18 protein-coding genes and 1 riboswitch are annotated in these 16,462 nt (G+C 74.2%); of the genes, 5 read left to right on the forward strand and 13 right to left on the reverse strand.

Translation table 11 applies throughout. The annotated features are described in order from the left end of the window. Nucleotides 1-54 precede the first annotated feature (54 nt). Nucleotides 55-188: riboswitch (FMN riboswitch) on the reverse strand. A 228-nt stretch (nt 189-416) separates the two neighbouring features. Further along, complete coding sequence (locus tag DEI91_RS06785; protein ID WP_111051541.1) at nt 417-2,534, reverse strand: chaplin family protein; 2,118 nt, start codon at nt 2,532-2,534, stop codon at nt 417-419. Between the two features lie 89 nt (nt 2,535-2,623). Beyond that, entirely contained in the window at nt 2,624-4,111 is a 1,488-nt protein-coding gene (locus DEI91_RS06790; protein ID WP_111051542.1) for a hypothetical protein, read from the reverse strand. Between the two features lie 104 nt (nt 4,112-4,215). On the opposite strand from DEI91_RS06790, the gene DEI91_RS06795 reads away from it, so the two are divergent. Further along, the gene (locus DEI91_RS06795; RefSeq protein WP_111051543.1) at nt 4,216-4,647 is read left to right on the forward strand and encodes a GNAT family N-acetyltransferase; all 432 of its coding nucleotides are present in this window, start codon (nt 4,216-4,218) and stop codon (nt 4,645-4,647) included. A gap of 79 nt (nt 4,648-4,726) precedes the next feature. Here the strand turns inward: DEI91_RS06795 and DEI91_RS06800 are convergent, their stop codons facing one another. Genes DEI91_RS06800 through DEI91_RS06810 form a run of 3 tightly spaced genes read right to left on the reverse strand, consistent with a single transcriptional unit; the run spans nt 4,727 to nt 6,208 of the window. Continuing rightward, entirely contained in the window at nt 4,727-5,254 is a 528-nt protein-coding gene (locus DEI91_RS06800; RefSeq protein ID WP_111051544.1) for an Lrp/AsnC family transcriptional regulator, read from the reverse strand. 59 nt (nt 5,255-5,313) lie between these two features. Next, entirely contained in the window at nt 5,314-5,823 is a 510-nt protein-coding gene (locus DEI91_RS06805; protein WP_111051545.1) for a hypothetical protein, read from the reverse strand. A 7-nt stretch (nt 5,824-5,830) separates the two neighbouring features. Then, a complete protein-coding gene (locus DEI91_RS06810; RefSeq protein WP_111051546.1) occupies nt 5,831-6,208 on the reverse strand; it encodes a DUF5997 family protein in 378 nt (125 codons plus the stop codon). A gap of 33 nt (nt 6,209-6,241) precedes the next feature. Here DEI91_RS06810 and DEI91_RS06815 point away from each other — a divergent pair, with 33 nt between their 5' ends. Both DEI91_RS06815 and DEI91_RS06820 read left to right on the forward strand, forming a co-directional pair. Next, the gene (locus DEI91_RS06815) at nt 6,242-7,003 is read left to right on the forward strand and encodes a LysR family transcriptional regulator substrate-binding protein (protein ID WP_220038056.1); all 762 of its coding nucleotides are present in this window, start codon (nt 6,242-6,244) and stop codon (nt 7,001-7,003) included. Beyond that, a complete protein-coding gene (locus DEI91_RS06820; protein ID WP_111051548.1) occupies nt 7,000-7,473 on the forward strand; it encodes a GNAT family N-acetyltransferase in 474 nt (157 codons plus the stop codon). Before DEI91_RS06815 ends, DEI91_RS06820 begins: the two co-directional genes overlap by 4 nt. Before the next feature lie 20 nt (nt 7,474-7,493). Here the strand turns inward: DEI91_RS06820 and DEI91_RS06825 are convergent, their stop codons facing one another. Together DEI91_RS06825 and DEI91_RS06830 are read right to left on the reverse strand one after the other, a co-directional pair. Further along, nucleotides 7,494-8,087: a DNA-3-methyladenine glycosylase I gene (locus DEI91_RS06825; RefSeq protein WP_111051549.1), complete on the reverse strand. Its 594-nt coding sequence runs from the start codon at nt 8,085-8,087 to the stop codon at nt 7,494-7,496. Nucleotides 8,088-8,193: 106 nt separating this feature from the next. Further along, nucleotides 8,194-8,610 carry a VOC family protein gene (locus DEI91_RS06830; RefSeq protein WP_111051550.1) on the reverse strand — a complete coding sequence of 139 codons (417 nt, stop codon included), beginning with the start codon at nt 8,608-8,610 and terminating at the stop codon, nt 8,194-8,196. A gap of 111 nt (nt 8,611-8,721) precedes the next feature. Here DEI91_RS06830 and aroQ point away from each other — a divergent pair, with 111 nt between their 5' ends. Next, nucleotides 8,722-9,156, forward strand: coding sequence for a type II 3-dehydroquinate dehydratase (aroQ, locus tag DEI91_RS06835; protein WP_111051551.1), 435 nt, complete (start codon nt 8,722-8,724; stop codon nt 9,154-9,156). A 553-nt stretch (nt 9,157-9,709) separates the two neighbouring features. Here aroQ and DEI91_RS06840 read toward each other — a convergent pair. Beyond that, nucleotides 9,710-10,306 carry an NAD(P)H-dependent oxidoreductase gene (locus DEI91_RS06840; protein WP_181439513.1) on the reverse strand — a complete coding sequence of 199 codons (597 nt, stop codon included), beginning with the start codon at nt 10,304-10,306 and terminating at the stop codon, nt 9,710-9,712. Between the two features lie 88 nt (nt 10,307-10,394). On the opposite strand from DEI91_RS06840, the gene DEI91_RS06845 reads away from it, so the two are divergent. Then, nucleotides 10,395-10,859 (forward strand): MSMEG_6728 family protein, encoded by a 465-nt coding sequence (locus DEI91_RS06845; protein ID WP_111051553.1) that lies wholly within the window; start codon nt 10,395-10,397, stop codon nt 10,857-10,859. Nucleotides 10,860-11,081: 222 nt separating this feature from the next. On the opposite strand, the gene DEI91_RS06850 is transcribed toward DEI91_RS06845, so the two are convergent. From DEI91_RS06850 to nadA, 5 genes are all read right to left on the reverse strand, one after another. Next, nucleotides 11,082-11,345, reverse strand: a complete 264-nt coding sequence (locus DEI91_RS06850) for a hypothetical protein (RefSeq protein ID WP_111051554.1) — start codon at nt 11,343-11,345, stop codon at nt 11,082-11,084. A gap of 82 nt (nt 11,346-11,427) precedes the next feature. Then, complete coding sequence (locus DEI91_RS06855) at nt 11,428-12,567, reverse strand: cysteine desulfurase family protein (protein WP_111051555.1); 1,140 nt, start codon at nt 12,565-12,567, stop codon at nt 11,428-11,430. Between the two features lie 4 nt (nt 12,568-12,571). Then, nucleotides 12,572-13,504: a carboxylating nicotinate-nucleotide diphosphorylase gene (gene nadC, locus DEI91_RS06860; protein WP_111051556.1), complete on the reverse strand. Its 933-nt coding sequence runs from the start codon at nt 13,502-13,504 to the stop codon at nt 12,572-12,574. Next, a complete protein-coding gene (locus tag DEI91_RS06865; protein ID WP_111051557.1) occupies nt 13,501-15,171 on the reverse strand; it encodes an L-aspartate oxidase in 1,671 nt (556 codons plus the stop codon). Before DEI91_RS06865 ends, nadC begins: the two co-directional genes overlap by 4 nt. Beyond that, nucleotides 15,171-16,457, reverse strand: coding sequence for a quinolinate synthase NadA (gene nadA, locus DEI91_RS06870; RefSeq protein WP_111051558.1), 1,287 nt, complete (start codon nt 16,455-16,457; stop codon nt 15,171-15,173). Before nadA ends, DEI91_RS06865 begins: the two co-directional genes overlap by 1 nt. Between the last annotated feature and the right edge of the window lie 5 nt (nt 16,458-16,462).

Here is a 16,462-nt window from a genome sequence, read left to right on the forward strand (position 1 = left end):
CGACGGTCGGCAGCGGACGGGAGGCAGGGTCACGGGACGACCGTCACCTTCCGTCAGCGCTTCCTCCCATCCGGACTTTCACCGTCGGTCCTGGGATCGCACCAGGTCAACCCCGAACCGGGCGGACCCGCTTCGGCGCTCGTGGACTGTCACCACCGGTTCGGACTTGCACCGACCCCGGAGCGCTTGCGTGCCTCCGACGATACCCCAGGCCCCCGATCGTCGCGTCCGACGCTGCACCGGACGTCACACGGCGTCGCGCGGCGGTGGCCAGCCCGGACACGGGTCGGCGACGGGACGAGTCGGTGGCGCCGGTCCGGCGGGCCGAGGAGCGCTGGTGAGCGGCGCGTCCGGGCAGGCGGGCGCGGAGCGCCGGTCTCCCGGCACTCCGCACCGCGTCCCTTCCGGACCGCCCGTCAGTGGCGGCGCCGCAGGGTCAGCGTCCCCAGACCGGCGAGCAGCAGCAGGACCGCCGCCAGTGCCGGGAGCGCCGGGCTGCCCGCACCCGTGTACGCGAGGGTGCCGGCGGTGCCCACCGTCGCCGGTGCACCGGTCGCTGCGCGTGCTGCCGGGGCGGAGGACGCGAGGGTCGCGGTCGACCGGGCCACGTCCGCCGTCACGACCGGGATCGTGCCGGCATCGACGAGCGGGGTGGTGCCAGCACTCGGGATCACGCCGACGATCGGGACCGTGCCGGTGCCCGGGGTGCTGCCGGTGCCACCGGGCGTGGTGCCGTTGTCCGGCGTCGAGCCCGGGTCGGTGTCCGGCGTCGAGCCCGGGTCGGTGCCGGGGTCCGTGCCGGGCGTGGTGCCGGGGTCCGTGCCGGGGTCGGTGCCGGGCGTGGTGCCCGGCGTGGTGCCGGTGGCCGGGGTCGTGGTGCCGTCACCGATGATGCCGATGCCGTTGTCGCCGACCGTGACCGGGACGTTCACCACCGGGACGATCTGCGTCCCCGAACCGATGCCGCCCCCACCCGAGGTCGTGCCACCGGCCACGGGAGCGGTGCCGGTCCCGGTCGCCGGGGTCGTGCCCGCCGTCGAACCACCGGTGCTCGTGCCGTCACCGACGACACCGATCCCGTTGCCACCGACCGTCACCGGAACCCTCACCACCGGGACGATCTGCGTCCCAGACCCGATCCCGTCCTCACCCGAGGTCGTGCCGCCCGCTGTCGGAGCGGTGCCGGTCCCCGTCGCCGGGGTCGTGCCCGCCGTGGCGCCACCGGTGCTCGTGCCGTCACCGACGACACCGATCCCGTTGCCACCGACCGTCACCGGGATCGACACCACCGGCGACACCTGCGTGCCGGAACCGATGCCGTCCTCACCCGAGGTCGTCCCACCCGCTGTCGGAGCGGTGCCGGTCCCCGTCGCCGGGGTCGCGCCCACCGTCGAGCCACCGGTGCTCGTGCCGTCACCGACGACACCGATCCCGTTGCCACCGACCGTCACCGGGACGTTCACCACCGGGACCATCTGCGTCCCCGAACCGATGCCGTCCTCACCCGAGGTCGTCCCACCGGCCACGGGAGCGGTGCCGGTCCCGGTCGCCGGGGTCGTACCCGCCGTCGAGCCACCGGTGCTCGTGCCATCACCGACGACACCGATCCCGTTGCCCGTCACCGTGATCGGGACCGAGACGGTGCCGAGCAACTGCGTGCCGGAGATGAGTCCGTCCGACCCGGAGGTCGAACCGCTCGTCGACCCACCCGTCGGTGCGACCGGCGACGCGGCGTGTCCGGTCGCCGTTCCGTCCCCGAGGACGCCGATCCCGTTGCCCGAGACCGTGATGGGGACCGTGACGTCCGGCAGGACCTGGGTGCCCGAGAGCACACCGTCCGACCCGGACGTCGTCCCGCTCGACCCGCTCGACCCGCTCGTCCCGCTCGACCCGCTCGTCTGGGCACCGGCCGGAGCAGCCGGAGCCGGGGACGACCCGGGCGTGGTCGCGACGGCGTCGCCGAGGACGCCGGCGGCGTTGCCGGTCGCGGTGACCGGAGCGTCGACCGTTCCCGCGACCTGGGTGCCGGAGAGCAGCCCGTCCTCGCCGGACGTCGCCGGCGCAGGGGCCGGAGGCGCCGGAGCAGGCGCAGGAACCGGAGCCGCAGGCGCAGGCGCAGGAGCAGGAGCAGGCGCAGCCGGAGCCGCAGGGGCCGGTGCGGCCACCGCGTCACCGACGACACCGACGGCGTTGCCGGTCACCGCGACGGGAGCGCTGACGTCGGGCACGACCTGCGTGCCGGAGGCAAGACCGTCGGTCCCGCTGGTGGTGGGAGCAGGTGCCGCCGGTGCCGCCGGTGCAGGCGGTGCCGGGGCCGGGGCCGGGGTGGCCGCGGTCGCGACCGCGTCACCGACGATGCCGAAGGCGTTGCGGGTGACGGAAACGGGCGCGTCGACGGTCGGCGCGACCTGGGTTCCGGAGGCGGTGCCGTCCTCGCCGGTGGTCGTCGCCGCGTTCGCCGCGACGGCTCCGCCGAAGGTCAGCCCGCCCACGCAGAGGGCGAACCACAGCCCCCGGGAGACGTTCTTGTTCATGGTCGTTCACTCCTGATCGAGATGGATGGTCGACCGCACACAGAGGCGGTCGGAGGCGCGTCCTGCCGTGACGGGCAGGTGCGCCGATCTCAATCGGGAGCGACGTCGTGGTCACCGACGAGCGAAGCCGGGACGGCATCGTCGGTGACCGGACCGCGGAGGCCCGCGGCGAGGGGGGAGGTCTGCACCTCGGCACCGACGGTACCGAGGACGTTCGCGCCGGCGGAGCCACCCGCGGCCGAGCCGCCGACGGTGCCTCCGGTCGCGCTGTCGAACGGCAGCCGGATGGGGGCGCCGCCGTCCGGGAGGACGAGGGCCACGCCGCCGAGCGTGGCCACCGCGGGGACCGGGCTGAGCACGTCGGTCGTGACCGGCTCGGCGGTCGTCCGGGACGCGACGTCCGCCGTGGTCGTCGCGCGGCGGTCTGCGCCAGCGGAGGTCGTCGGTGCGTCGTCCGTCGTCAGGCGTGCGTCCGCCCCGAGGCCCCGACCGTCCTCGGGGAGGACGACGACCTCGCGGTCGACCGGCAGCACCGGGGTCCCGGGGAGCTGCGGCCCGACGACCGGGACCTCGGGCAGCGCGGAGCCGGAGCCGGGGAGCACCGGGCCGACGGGGAGGTCGACGACGGGGAGCGGGCCTCCCGGCAGGACGCCACCGACGGACGGCAGCCCGCCGATGACCCCGGGCACCTCGGCGACCGCGTCCGGCACGTCGGCGACGACGTCGCCGACCGTGCCGAGGGTCCCGTCGACCACGTCGGTCAGCGGATCCGTGAGGCCACCGACGGTGTCGTCACCGAGCAGCGCACCGACGACCGGGAGGCTCCCGACCACCCGGTCGACGGTGGCCACGATCGAGGCCACCGGACCGCCGGCAGTGATCGCCTGCGCGGTCCCGGTGACGGGGACCAGGCCCCCGGAGACGGCGTCGGTGACCGGCCGGGAGGCGTCAGCCGCGCCCGACACGATGCCGTCGATGAGCGGCGTGTCCGGGCGGGTCAAGGGCTCCGCGGGAGCGCTGGTCGAGGGGCCGACGTATGCGGGCCGGGGGTCGCTCGCCGCGGGATCGGAGGGCGTCGGAGCCGTCGGTGCCGGGCCCGCGGGTGCCGGGGCGGCGGGCGCCGAGCCGGCGGAGGCCGCCGGGGCCGAGGCGACCGGTGCCGGTGCGACAGGCGCAGGTGCGACGGGGGCAGGCGCCGGTGCGACCGGGGCAGGTGCGACGGGGGCAGGTGCCGGGGCGACAGGGGCAGGTGCCGGGGCGACCGGCCGCAGAGCAGGCGCAGCGGGGGCAGGCACAGCACTGCGGACCGGCGCCACGGCACGGTCCACCACGTCGCCGACGCCGCTCGTGACCCGCTGGGCAGCGCCTCCGACACCGGAGACGACGCCGCCGACCAGCCCGTCGGACCGCGGTGCGACCGCCGTCGACGACCCGGCCCCGAGCAGGGGACCACCGGCTGCCGCCGCAGGGCGTGCGCCGAGCAGGACCGAGAGCAGCACGACTGCTGCGCCGGTCCCGCAGGCGATGAGCGCCCACCGGAGGACCGCGCGCCAGGGTGCACGCATCGTCGCGTCCATGCGCTCACCTCCTGATCTCGGCTGCGCACGTAGAGTGGTTGACCGGCACGGTACGCCAGGACCGCTGCCGTGCTCCTCATTCACAAAGAACAGTCAGGAACGGCGTGACCTCGACCTTCAGTGCCCCCACTCGCAACCTCGACGTCGTCACCCTGCACGAGATCCTCCGCCTGCGGCAGGACGTGTTCGTGGTCGAGCAGGAGTGCGCCTACCCGGACATCGACGGCCGCGACCTGGAGCCGGGCACGCTGCAGTTCTGGGCCGGGACCGGGTCCGTCGACGCGACGCTGCGACTCCTCCGCGAGCCCGACGGCACCGAGCGCATCGGCCGGGTCGCGACCGCCGCGCACGCCCGCGGCAAGGGTCTCGGCGCTGCGCTCATGACGGCCGCGATCGCCGAGAGCCGGTCACCGCGCATCGCGATCAACGCGCAGGCACACCTCGGCGAGTGGTACGGACAGTTCGGCTTCGTCCGCTCCGGGGAGGACTTCCTCGAGGACGCGATCCCGCACACCCCGATGGTCCGCACGCGCTGAGCCGACGGCTGCGGCGCCGACTGGGGCTGCGGGCTGCGGCCCGGCCTGCCATCGGCTGCCGCTGTGGCTGTGGCTGTGGCTAGGCCTGCCAGCGGCGCAGTTCGCCGTACGAGCGGGCCTGGTGCTCCCGGTCGGCGACCAACCGTTCGAACACGATCGAGGTCTGTGTCGTCGCGACCGAGGGGTCCCCGCTCAGCTCGTCCGCGACGAAGTCCCGCAGCTGCTCCGTCGACGTGCAGGCGATGTGCACGAGGAAGTCCTTGTCGCCGGCCAGGAACGACACGTCGAGCACCACGGGCACCCGGAGCAGGCGTTTCGCGAACTCCCGCAACTCGTGTCGGGCGGCGGCGTGCACGCGGACGGACACCATCGCCTCGATCGAGAACCCGAGTCGGGCGATGTCCACGTCGGCCCGGTAGCCCGCGATGACGCCGGCGTCCTCGAGGGCGCGGACCCGGACCAGGCACGTCGACGGAGCGATGCCGACGGCCGCCGCCAGACGGTTGTTCGGGATCCGGGCGTCGGACGCCAGCACCCACAGGATCCGCTCGTCGACCTCGTCGAGTCGGGGCGACGGGCCGGCGGGGCGGACGATGCGGTCGGACACAGGACCACCGTAACGCCGGGGCCCCGGGCTTCGGAGTCCCGGGTCCGTCGCCGGCGGCGTCACATCGCCAGGGTCATCCCGACCACGGCGACGGTCATCGCGAACACCTCGCCGCTGCGCACGGCGCGCCGGTCCTCCCGGGCCGACTCGTACCGGAGCAGCCAGCCGCTGAAGGCGCAGTACCCGATCACCCCGGCGCCGAGCACCGCGGTCAGGACGAGTGCGTGCGCGTGCACCGCCCCACCGACGAGTCCGGCAGCGTGCCCCATGAAGAGCATGCCGGCCATCACGACCGCCGAGAGCGCCCGGTGGACGTCCATCGGCTCCGCCCGGCGCCCGTCACCGCGCCGCCGGCGGACGACGGGCAGCGGCGCGAGGAACAGCAGCAGCGCCGCGGCGAGGATCGTCCACGACGGCCCGGCCTGGACCACGGGCATGAGCATGGCGACGAACATGACCGCGGCGGGCACGATGACGCCGGGCCGTGGCCGGTACCGGTCCCCGACGATGCAGCAGACCGACGCGAACTGGGGCACGACGAGCACGGCGTCGGCGACGGTCGCGTGCATCCGGGTGTCAGCCCTCGGTGCGGGCGGCGCGCTCCTGCTTCACGCGCACGTTCTCGGAACGGACCGCGGCCTGGGTCGAACGCTCGCGGACGAGCCACTCCGGCATCTCCTGCAGGAGCTGCTTGATCTGCTCCGTGGTGAGGACGTCGTCGACGCCGGCACGGGCCAGTCCGGAGATCGAGACACCGAGCCGAGCGGCCACGACCGGGCGCGGGTGCGGTCCGTCGCGACGGAGGTCCTGCAGCCACGTCGGCGGCTCGCTCTGCAGCTCGTCGAACGTCGTGCGAGCGATCGGGCCCGCGCGGAACGACTCGGGCGTCGCCGAGAGGAGGATGCCGAGCTTCTTGGCAGCGGTCTCGGGCTTCATGGTCTGTTCCTGGGCCATGGTGACAAGGGTACGGCCCCTATGCTCGGGTGCATGACCGCGCTCTCCATCGCCTTCGTACCCGGGGTCTCCCCCGCCAAGTGGGTGCGGGTGTGGCGGGAGCGTCGTCCGGACGTCGACCTGGTGCTCCTGCCCGTGGACGCCGAGGGCGTCACCGCGGCGATCGAGGGCGACGCGGACATGGTGTTCGCCCGGATGCCCGTGCCCGAGCAGCACCACGCGATCCCGCTCTGGACCGAGACCGCGGTCGTCGCGGCCCCGAAGGACTCCCCGCTCGCCGAGCTCGACGAGGTGACCGAGGCGGACCTCGCGGGCGTCACCGTCCTCGACGCCGGGCCGGTCCCGCCGGACGTGTCCGCTGCGCTCGACCTGGTCGAGGCGAACGTGGGCGTCGTGGTCCTGCCGCAGTCGCTCTTCCGCGCGGCGAGCCGGAAGGACCTGGTGTCCCGGCCGCTCGCCGGCTCCCCCGGCACCCGGGTCGCCCTGGTCTGGCGCGATGAGGACGCCTCGGAGCTGACCGAGGAGTTCATCGGCGTGGTCCGGGGCCGGACCGCGAACAGCTCCCGGAGCCAGGCGGACCAGCCGGGAGGCCCGGATCCGGACACCGGCGACCGGTCCCGTCCGGCGAAGGGCGGCGGCAAGGCGACGGCGTCGAACGCCAAGACGGTCGCCAAGCGGAGCGCGACGAAGGGCACCGGCGCGAAGAGCGGCGGCGGGAAGAACTCGTCCGGCCGCGGCAGGTCACCGCGCGGCATGTCCGGCAAGCCGAAGCGCGGCTCGAAGGGCAACCGGTGAGCAGCGCCGTCCGCCTCGTGCCGATGCCCGCGGACCGGCTCCCCGGCTGGCTCGACCGGTCGATGGCGGAGTACGTCGCGTCCCGGATGCGGTCCGGCGAGAGCCGTGAGCAGGCCGAGGCGAACAAGCAGCGCTCCCTCGACACCTGGTTCCCGGGCGGTTCGCCCGCGGCCGGGCACCACGTGTGGGAGCTGACCGAGGCGGACGACACCGTCGTCGGACACCTCTGGATCGGCCCGTTCACCCCGGGCAGCAGCGACTGGTGGGTGTTCGACATCGAGGTCGGCCCGGACCACCGGCGGCAGGGGCATGCTCGTCGTGCCTTCGAGCTCGCCCACGGAGTCGCGCGCAGCGAGGGTGCGACGAGCATCGGGCTCAACGTCTTCGGGTACAACACCGGCGCCCGGGAGCTCTACGAACAGCTCGGGTACGAGGTCGCCTCGCTGCAGATGCGGCTCCCGCTCACCTGACCGCCGGGGTCCAGGACCGGTCAGTCCGGCCAGACGCCCGACGTCCCCCGGCGGTGGCTCCCGACCAGGTGCGTGTCGACGATCCCCAGCGCCTCCATGAGCGCGTGCAAGGTGGTCGGCCCGACGAAGGCGAACCCGCGCTTCCGCAGGGCCTTCGACAGCGCGGTCGACTCCGGGCTGGTGGTCGGGACCTCGGCGGCGGTCCGTGGCCGCGGGGTGTCGTCGGGCCGGAAGGACCAGACGAAGTCCGCCAGCCCGCCGTCGGCCCGCAGTGCGATCGTCGCCCCGGCGTTCGTGATCGTCGCGGCGATCTTGGCCCGGTTGCGGACGATCCCGGCGTCGCCGAGCAGCCGTGCGACGTCGTCCTCCCCGAAGCCGGCGACGACGTCCGGGTCGAAGTCGGCGAAGGCGGACCGGAAGGCCGCGCGCTTGGCCAGGATCGTCCGCCAGGACAGGCCGGACTGGAACGCCTCGAGTGACAGGCGCTCGAAGACGCCCCGCTCGTCGCGGACGGGCATCCCCCACTCGGTGTCGTAGTACTCACGCAGCATCGGGTCGACCGATGCCCACAGCGGTCGGGCGCGGCCGTCCTCCCCCGTCACGAGATCCGTCATCGTCCCATCCTGGCGGACGCCCCTCCGCAACACGTCACGTCGGCGACTCCTCGCAGCGCTCCTCCGTTGCGAGGAACCACCCGGGTTGCCTCTTGCGACGGGTGGGTCAGTCGGCGTGTGGGCCCTCCTCGGCGGCGGCCGGGTCCATCCAGACGTACTCCCAGCGGTGGCCGTCCGGGTCGACGAAGCTCCGCTGGAACATGAAGCCGAGGTCCATCTCCGGTCGGTCCTCGGTGCCGCCGGCCTCGACCGCGGCGTCGACGATCCGGTGGACCTCGTCCTTCGTCTCGGCGCTGAGGGAGTTGATGACCTCGATCGTGTCCGGCGTGGCGATCGTCTTGTCCGTGAACTCGGCGAACTTCGCGTGCGTGAGGAGCATCACGTACACGGTGTCGCTGATCACGATGCTCGAGGCGGTGTCGTCGCTGAACACCGGGTTCAGCGGGTAGCCGAGTGCCTGGTAGAACGTGGTGGCCCGGTCCAGATCGGAGACGGGCAGGTTGATGAACACCATGGTCGACATGTGGGGTCCCTTCGTCGAGACCGACCCTGACCCCTCGTCCGCGCTCGCGCAACCGTTCCGTGGCGGAACCGCCCGAGCGACGCTCGCACGCTTGCTCGCTAGGCTCGGGGCATGCGCATCCTCGTCCTCAACGGCCCGAATCTGGACATCCTCGGCCGCCGGGACCCGGACCAGTACGGCACGGTGACGCTCGCCGAGATCGAGGCGATCGTCCACACCGAGGCCGCCGTGCACGGGCTCGAGGCCGACTTCCGACAGAGCAACCGCGAGGGCGAGCTCGTCGAGTGGCTGCACGAGGCGATCGACGACTTCGCGGGCGTCGTCGTCAACCCCGCCGCGTACGCGCACACCTCGGTCGCGCTGCACGACGCCGTCGAGGCGCTCAGCGTCCCGGTCGTCGAGGTGCACCTGTCGAACACGTGGAAGCGCGAGCCGTTCCGGCACGTCGACCACGTCGCGACGGCCGCCACCGCCGTCATCGTCGGCGCGGGTGCCGACGGGTACCGGCTGGCCGTGGCGCACCTCGCGTCGCTGCTCCCCCGCTGACGGCGGCGCGGCGGCAGACGCCGGCGTCCGGCTGAGACACCCCCAGCACGTCGAGACGCCGCCACATCCGGCGGCGTCTCGACGACAGCGCGGCGTCCAGTGCAGACAGGGGCGTCTCGGAAGCCACGAGCCGCGCGTACCCGCAGACACTGGCGTCCACGCCGAGACTCCCCCAGCACGTCGAGACGCCGCCACATCCGGCGGCGTCTCGACGACAGCGCGGCGTCCAGTGCAGACAGGGGCGTCTCGGAAGCCACGAGCCGCGCGTACCCGCAGACGACGGCGTCTGGCCGAAACACCCCCAGCACGCCGAGACGCCGCCACATCCGGCGGTGTCTCCGCGACAGCGCGGCGTCCAGTGCAGACAGGGGCGTTCCGGAAGCCACGAGCCGCGCGGACCCACAGACACCGGCGTCCATGCCGAGACACCTTCAGCACGCCGAGACGCCGCCACCTCCGGCGACGTCTCGACGTGGGCGCGGCGTTCGGCGCAGACGGGGGCGTTCGGCGCAGACGGGGGCGTTCGGCGCGGCCGGGGCGGCCGGGAGGCCCGTCAGAAGTCCGCGGGCCGCCGCACGTCGTCGACGCCGGCAGCCACGAACCCGCCGCGGATGATCGGCAGCGCCCGACGGACGGCCTGGTCGATCCGCAGCTCGAGGTCGACGCTCGCGATGTCGTAGCCGCCGACCCGCTTCGTGAAGTCGCGCTCGTTCCCGAACACCGCGAGCGGCAGCGTCGTCGACTGGAAGAACCCGAACAGCGGGCGCATCTGGTGCTCGACGAGCAGCGCGTGGCGGTCGCTGCCACCGGTGGCCGTGAGCAGCACCGGGGTGTCGACGAGGTCGTACTGGCCGATCCAGTCGAAGAACAGCTTGAACGCACCCGAGTAGGCGGCACGGAACGCGGGGCTCCCGACGACCAGGACGTCCGCGGCCTCGACCGCCGCCAGCGCGTCCTGCGTCCGGGCGGACATCTGCTCCCGCCCGGCGGCGGCACCGAGGTCGGCCAGGAGCGGCCCGATCTCGACGACCTGCGACTCGGCGTCCGGCAGTTCGGCCACGAGCCGCTCCACCGTCGCCCCGACCAGCGTCGAGGTCCGGGACGGGTCCGAAGGGCTGCCGCTGACTCCGACGACGAGGGTTCCGCTCATGCAGTCGATGCTCACACGTGTCCGCGGAGCACGGTGCCGTTGTGACGACTTGTGTCGGTTCCCGGCCCGCCGGCGTACCGTCCGACAGATGCAGACCTTCCTGCCGTTCGCCGACTTCCGCGCTTCCGCCGAGGTGCTCGACGACAAGCGCCTCGGCAAGCAACGGGTCGAGACGCTGCAGGTGATGCGTGCGCTGACGCTCCCCGACTACGGCTGGCAGCACCACCCGGTCACGGCGATGTGGCGGGGCTTCCGGCCGGCGTTGATGGCGTACCAGGACGCCACGTGCCGGGTCTGGCTCGAGCGTGGGCACGCCGACACGTGCCTCGAGAAGACCCTGGCGGACCTGGCACGCGTGCCGGAGGACCTGGTGGCGTACGAGCGCGGGGACTTCGAGGTCCCGTCGTGGAACACCGACGAGCGCGTGCACCTGTCGCACCGCTCGAAGCTCGTGCAGAAGGCACCCGAGCACTACCGTCCGCTGTTCCCCGACGTGCCGGACGACCTCGACTACCACTGGCCCGGCACGGTGGAGCACCGCACCTCGGCCTGACCCGAGTCGACGGGGCCGGACCCGACGGGCCGGACCCGACGGGCCGGACCCGCCACGGATCTCAGGGGAACGGGAACGATCGTTCAGGGGTCGATCGTCCCGGATCCGTGGCGGGGCCGGTCGTTCCGGGAGCCCGGCAGGGGCCGGCGTCCCGGCCGGACGCAGATCAGGGGTGCGTCCGGTCCAGCGCACCGCCGTTCCGACGGTGCAGACCTCGGGTGCTCAGGGGTGGAGCCGGCCCTCCCGGTACCGGTCGGCCTCCGCCGGTGCCGCCATCGCCCGTCCCGCCCGGGCCAGGTGTGCCGGCAGCAGGGCGCTCGCGAGGGTGGCGAGGGCGCCGACGACGGCGATGACGCCGAGCGGCAGCGCTCCGAGGCCGTGCGTGGCACCGACGGCGAGCGCGAGGACCGTGGCCGGCGCGGGCAGGAGCTGGACCGCGCGGAAGCGGTCGTCCTGCGGCACCGGTCGGATCGTCACGTTGGCCATGAGTCCACTCTGCCGGACACCGCCTGTCCGCAGAAGGGGGGACTCGGCCCCAGAGATGGAGTAGAACGTCTAGTACATGCTCTCAGCCCATCGCCCGGACGGTCGAGACCGCCGCCACGAGCGCGTCGACCACGCGCTCGGCGTCCGCCCGGGTGAGCGTCTCGTCGAAGGTCAACCGGACGGCGGACCGTGCCACGTCCTCGGCCAGCCCGAGCGCGGTCAGCACGTGCGAGGCCTCGGTGCTGCCCGCGGCGCAGGCGCTCCCCGACGACGACACGACGTCCCGACGTTCGAGTTCGAGCAACACGGTCTCCCCGTGCACGCCCGGGAAACAGAACGACGCGTGCCCCGGCAGCCGGTGGTCCCGCGACCCGGTGAGCACGGCGCCGGGGACCCGGTCGAGCACCCCGGCCACGAGGGCGTCCCGGACGGCGGTGGCCGTCGCAGCAGCGGCGTCCCGTCCGGCGAGGACGCCCCGCCACGCGGCAGCCAGTCCGACCGCGCCCGCGACGTCCTCGGTGCCCGAGCGTCGGCCGCGCTCCTGTCCGCCACCGTGCAGCAGGGGCTCGAGCGTGACCCCGGCCCGGACCGCCAGCGCCCCGGTGCCCTTCGTCGCGCCGAGCTTGTGCCCCGACACCGACACCGCGTCCACGCCGAGCGCGTCGAGCCCGACCGGCAGCCACGGCGCGGACTGCACGGCGTCGGTGTGGAACCGGGCGCCGACGGCGTGCGCGACCGCGGCGAGTGCCCGCACGTCCTGCACCGTGCCGATCTCGTTGTCCGCGTGCGCGACGGAGACGAGGGTCGTGTCCGGACGGAGCGCGGCACGCAGGGCCTCGGGCAGGACGCTGCCGTCCGGTGTCACCGGCACCACCGTGACCGTGAAGCCGTGGTGTCGTTCCAGGTACCGGCAGCTCTCGAGGACGGCCTCGTGCTCGATGGCGCTCGTCACCACGTGCCGCCCGCGTGGTGTGGCGAGGGCGATGCCCTTCACCGCCGTGTTCGCCCCCTCGGTGCCACCGCTCGTGAACACGACCTCGCCGGGTCGGCAGCCGAGGGCGCGGGCGACCACCGTGCGCGCGTCCGCCAGACCCCGGGCCGCAGCGTGCCCGACCTCGTGGGTGGACGAGGGGTTGCCGAACGTCCCGGTCAGGTAGGGCCACATCGCCTCGAGGACCTCACGGCGCACGGGTGTCGTCGCGGCACGGTCGAGGTAGGACACGGCGTCAGACCGGACGGACGTCGACGTCGAGCCCGAGGTCGAGCGCCCGCGCCGAGTGTGTGAGGGCGCCGACGGACACGAGGTCGACCCCGGTCGCGGCGATGGCGGCCACGGTGTCGAGGGTGACTCCGCCCGAGGCCTCGACGAGCGCGCGACCCGCCACGAGTGCCACACCCTCCTCGAGCATCGGCACGGTGAAGTTGTCGAGCATGACCGTGTCGACGCCCGCGCTGACGACGGGTTCGACCTGGTCGAGGCGGTCCACCTCGACCTCGAGGTGCACGGTGTGCCCCAGGCGCTGCCGCGCAGCCCGGATCGCGTCCCCGACGTCCGTCCCGCCGGCGAGGAGCACCGCCAGGTGGTTGTCCTTCGCCAGCACGGCGTCCGACAGGGACGTCCGGTGGTTGTGGCCGCCCCCGCAGCGCACCGCGTGCCGTTCGAGGGCGCGGAGGCCCGGCGTGGTCTTCCGCGTGTCGACGATCCGGGTGCCGGTCCCGGCGACGGCGTCGACGTACCGGGCGGTGAGGGTCGCGATCCCGGACATCCGCTGCACGAGGTTGAGGGCGACGCGCTCGGCGCGGAGCACCGACCGGGCCGACCCGGTGACGCTCGCGAGGACGTCCCCCGCGGCGAACGCGTGTCCGTCCCGGAGCGCGACGGACACGGCGAGGCCGGGGTCGACGGCGTGCATCACGGCGACGAAGACCGCACCGCCGGCGAGCACGCCGGGCTCGCGCGCCGCGAGGGTCGCGGTCGCGGTGGCCGCGGCGGGGATGAGCGTCTCGCTCGTGACGTCGCCCCACGGCGCGTCCTCCTCGAGCGCCGTCTCGATCACCCGGCGCAGCACGTGCGGCGGGACGGCCCCGGGGTCGACGACGGCGGGTGCAACGGCAGCGACGGCAGCGACGGGCGTGGCTGGAGCGGTCCGGACGGTCATGTGAGTGCCTCCTGCAGGACGGTGGGTGGAGCGTCGGCGGGGTCCGCGGGACGAGCCCGGACCCAGGCGATCGACGGCGGCGCGGACGGGTCGGGGTCCGGGTGGTCGGTGCGGGCGTGCGCGCCGCGGGACTCGGTCCGGGCGTCGGCGGCCAGGACCGTCACGCGGGCCAGGTCGAGCAGTGCCCGGTCCTCGGCGTCGCGCACGGTCGTCGGGGTCGGCAGCGGCAGCGCGGCGAGCACCCGACGGGCCGCGGCGAGTCTGCCGGCGTCGCGCAGCAGGCCGACGTGCTCGGTCATCGCCGACTGGACCACGTGGCGGACGGCGGCACCGGGCCCGACGCGACCCGGGCCTCCCGGCCGGACCCCGACCGGCGGGCGCGCGCCGGACACCGGACGGGAGGCCCGCCTGTCGTCGGAGGCGTCGGTCACGACCGTCGGTGCGAGCGTCGCGTCCCCGCGCAGCCGCAGCCGGGCCGGGCGCGGTGTGCCGAGGGCGTCGGCCGCCCGGACCGCGAAGACGAGCCCCTCGAGCAGCGAGTTCGAGGCGAGGCGGTTCGCACCGTGCACACCGGTGCAGGCGACCTCGCCCACGGCCGAGAGCCCGGGCAGACTGGTGCGACCCTCGGTGTCGGTCGCGACGCCGCCCATGGCGTAGTGCGCGGCGGGTGCGACCGGGACGCCCTCCCGGGTCCAGTCGGAGCCGGCCGCGCGGGTGGCCCGGGTGAGGCCGGGGAACCTGGCGCGCAGGAACGCGGGGTCGAGCCCGGTCGCGTCGAGGAGCACGGGCCGTCCACCCTGGGCACGCATGGCGCTCGCGATCCCTCGCGCGACGACGTCCCGCGGGGCGAGCTCGGCGTCCGGGTGCACGTCGCGCATGAAGCGGTGCCCGCGCTCGTCCCGCAGGACGGCTCCCTCACCGCGGACGGCCTCGGAGACCAGCCCGCCGCCGGGGACGGCGAGACGCGTCGGGTGGAACTGGACGAACTCGAGGTCTGCGAGCACGGCGCCGGCCCGCCAGGCCGCGGCGGCGCCGTCCCCGGTCGCGACGAGCGGATTGGTGGTGTCACGGTAGAGGTGGCCCGCTCCCCCGGATGCGAGCAGGACCGCGTCCGCCTCGATCCGCCGCGGTTCGCCGAGCAGGTCGAGGACGTCCACGCCGACGACCTGTCCGTGGCGGACGACGAGGTCGGTGAGGCAGGTCCGCTCGAGGATGGTGACGTGCCGGCGGTGCAGGGCGGCGACGAGGGTCCGTTCGACCGCGGCCCCGGTCGCGTCGCCGCCCGCGTGCAGGACGCGCCAGCGCCCGTGGGCGGCCTCGCGCCCCCGCGCCAGGTCGTCGCCGTACCGGTCGAGTGCGGCCGCGTCCGCCGTCCGGTCGAACGGCACCCCGAGGGCGAGCAGGTCGCGCACGCGGGCCGGACCGTCGGTGCAGAGGACGTCGACGGCGCGGGCGTCCGCCGTGCCCGCGGCCGCGACGTGCGTGTCGTGCTGGTGGAGGGCGGCGGTGTCGTCGGCCCCCAGGGCGACCGCGATGCCACCCTGCGCGGACGCCGTGGCGCCGTCGGTCAGGGTGCCCTTCGTGACGAGGGTGACGTCGTGCTCGGTGCTCGCGCGGATCGCGGCGGTCAGCCCGGCGATGCCCGACCCGACGACGACGACGTGCATCAGGCCCGGGTCCCCAGCGGGCGGGGCTTCGCGGCGAGCATGCGTTCCAGTGCGACCTTCGCGTCGACCTGGACGTCGGCGGGGACCACGATCTCGTTGAGCACGACACCGTCCACGAGCGCCTCGAGCACCCACGCCAGGTAGCCGGGGTGGATGCGGTACATGGTCGAGCACGGGCACACCACCGGGTCGAGGCACGTGATCGTGTGCTGCGGGAACTCGGCGGCGAGCCGGTTGACCATGTTGACCTCGGTGCCGATCGCGAACGACGTCGGCTCGGTGGCCGCGGCGACGGTCTTCCGGATGAGGTCGGTGCTGCCGGCGACGTCCGCGGCGTCGACCACGGCCATCGGGCACTCCGGGTGCACGATCACGCGCACGTCGGGGTCCTCGCGGCGGGCCTGCTCGATCTGGTCGACCGTGAAGCGGCGGTGGACGGAGCAGAAACCGTGCCACAGGACCACCTGGGCGTCGAGCAGCTCGGCGGCGTTGTTGCCGCCCCTGGCAAGGCGCGGGTTCCACATCGGCATCCGGTCGGTGCTGATCCCCATCGCCTTCGCGGTGTTCCGGCCCAGGTGCTGGTCGGGGAAGAACAGCACGCGCTGCCCCCGCTCGAACGCCCACTCGAGCACCGTCGCGGCGTTCGACGACGTGCACACGATCCCGCCGTTCCGACCACAGAACGCCTTGAGGTCCGCGGCGGAGTTCATGTACGTGACCGGGATGACCGGGACACGGCCGTCGGCGTCGGGCTCGGAGCCGTACAGCGCGGTCAGCTCCGCCCAGGCTGCCTCGACGCTGTCGATGTCGGCCATGTCCGCCATCGAGCACCCGGCTGCCAGGTTCGGCAGGATGACGCGCTGGTCGTCCCGCGCCAGGATGTCCGCCGTCTCGGCCATGAAGTGCACACCGCAGAACACGATGGCCTCGGCGTCGGGCTTGGTCAGGGCGGCGTTCGCGAGCTGGAACGAGTCGCCGAGGAAGTCCGCGTGGCGCACGACCTCGTCCCGCTGGTAGAAGTGCCCGAGGACGACCACCCGGTCGCCGAGGGTGGCCTTCGCCCGCTCGATCCGCTCGTGCAACTCCTCGTCGGGCGCGTGCTTGTACTCGTCCGGCAGCACACCCTGGCGGGGCGCGGTCGTCAGGATGACGTCGGACATCGACGACCCGGGGCCGTACCCGGGCACGGCGTCGAAGTCCCAGGTGGGAGCGGCGAGGTCGGGCGTACAGGTGGTGCCGGCCGCCCGGCCGTTCGAGATCAGTTCGATGGTGGTCGCGATGGACACGGTTC

Origin of the sequence: Curtobacterium sp. MCBD17_032, from assembly GCF_003234855.1 — a bacterium.
In the GTDB taxonomy this organism is placed as follows: Bacteria; Actinomycetota; Actinomycetes; order Actinomycetales; family Microbacteriaceae; genus Curtobacterium.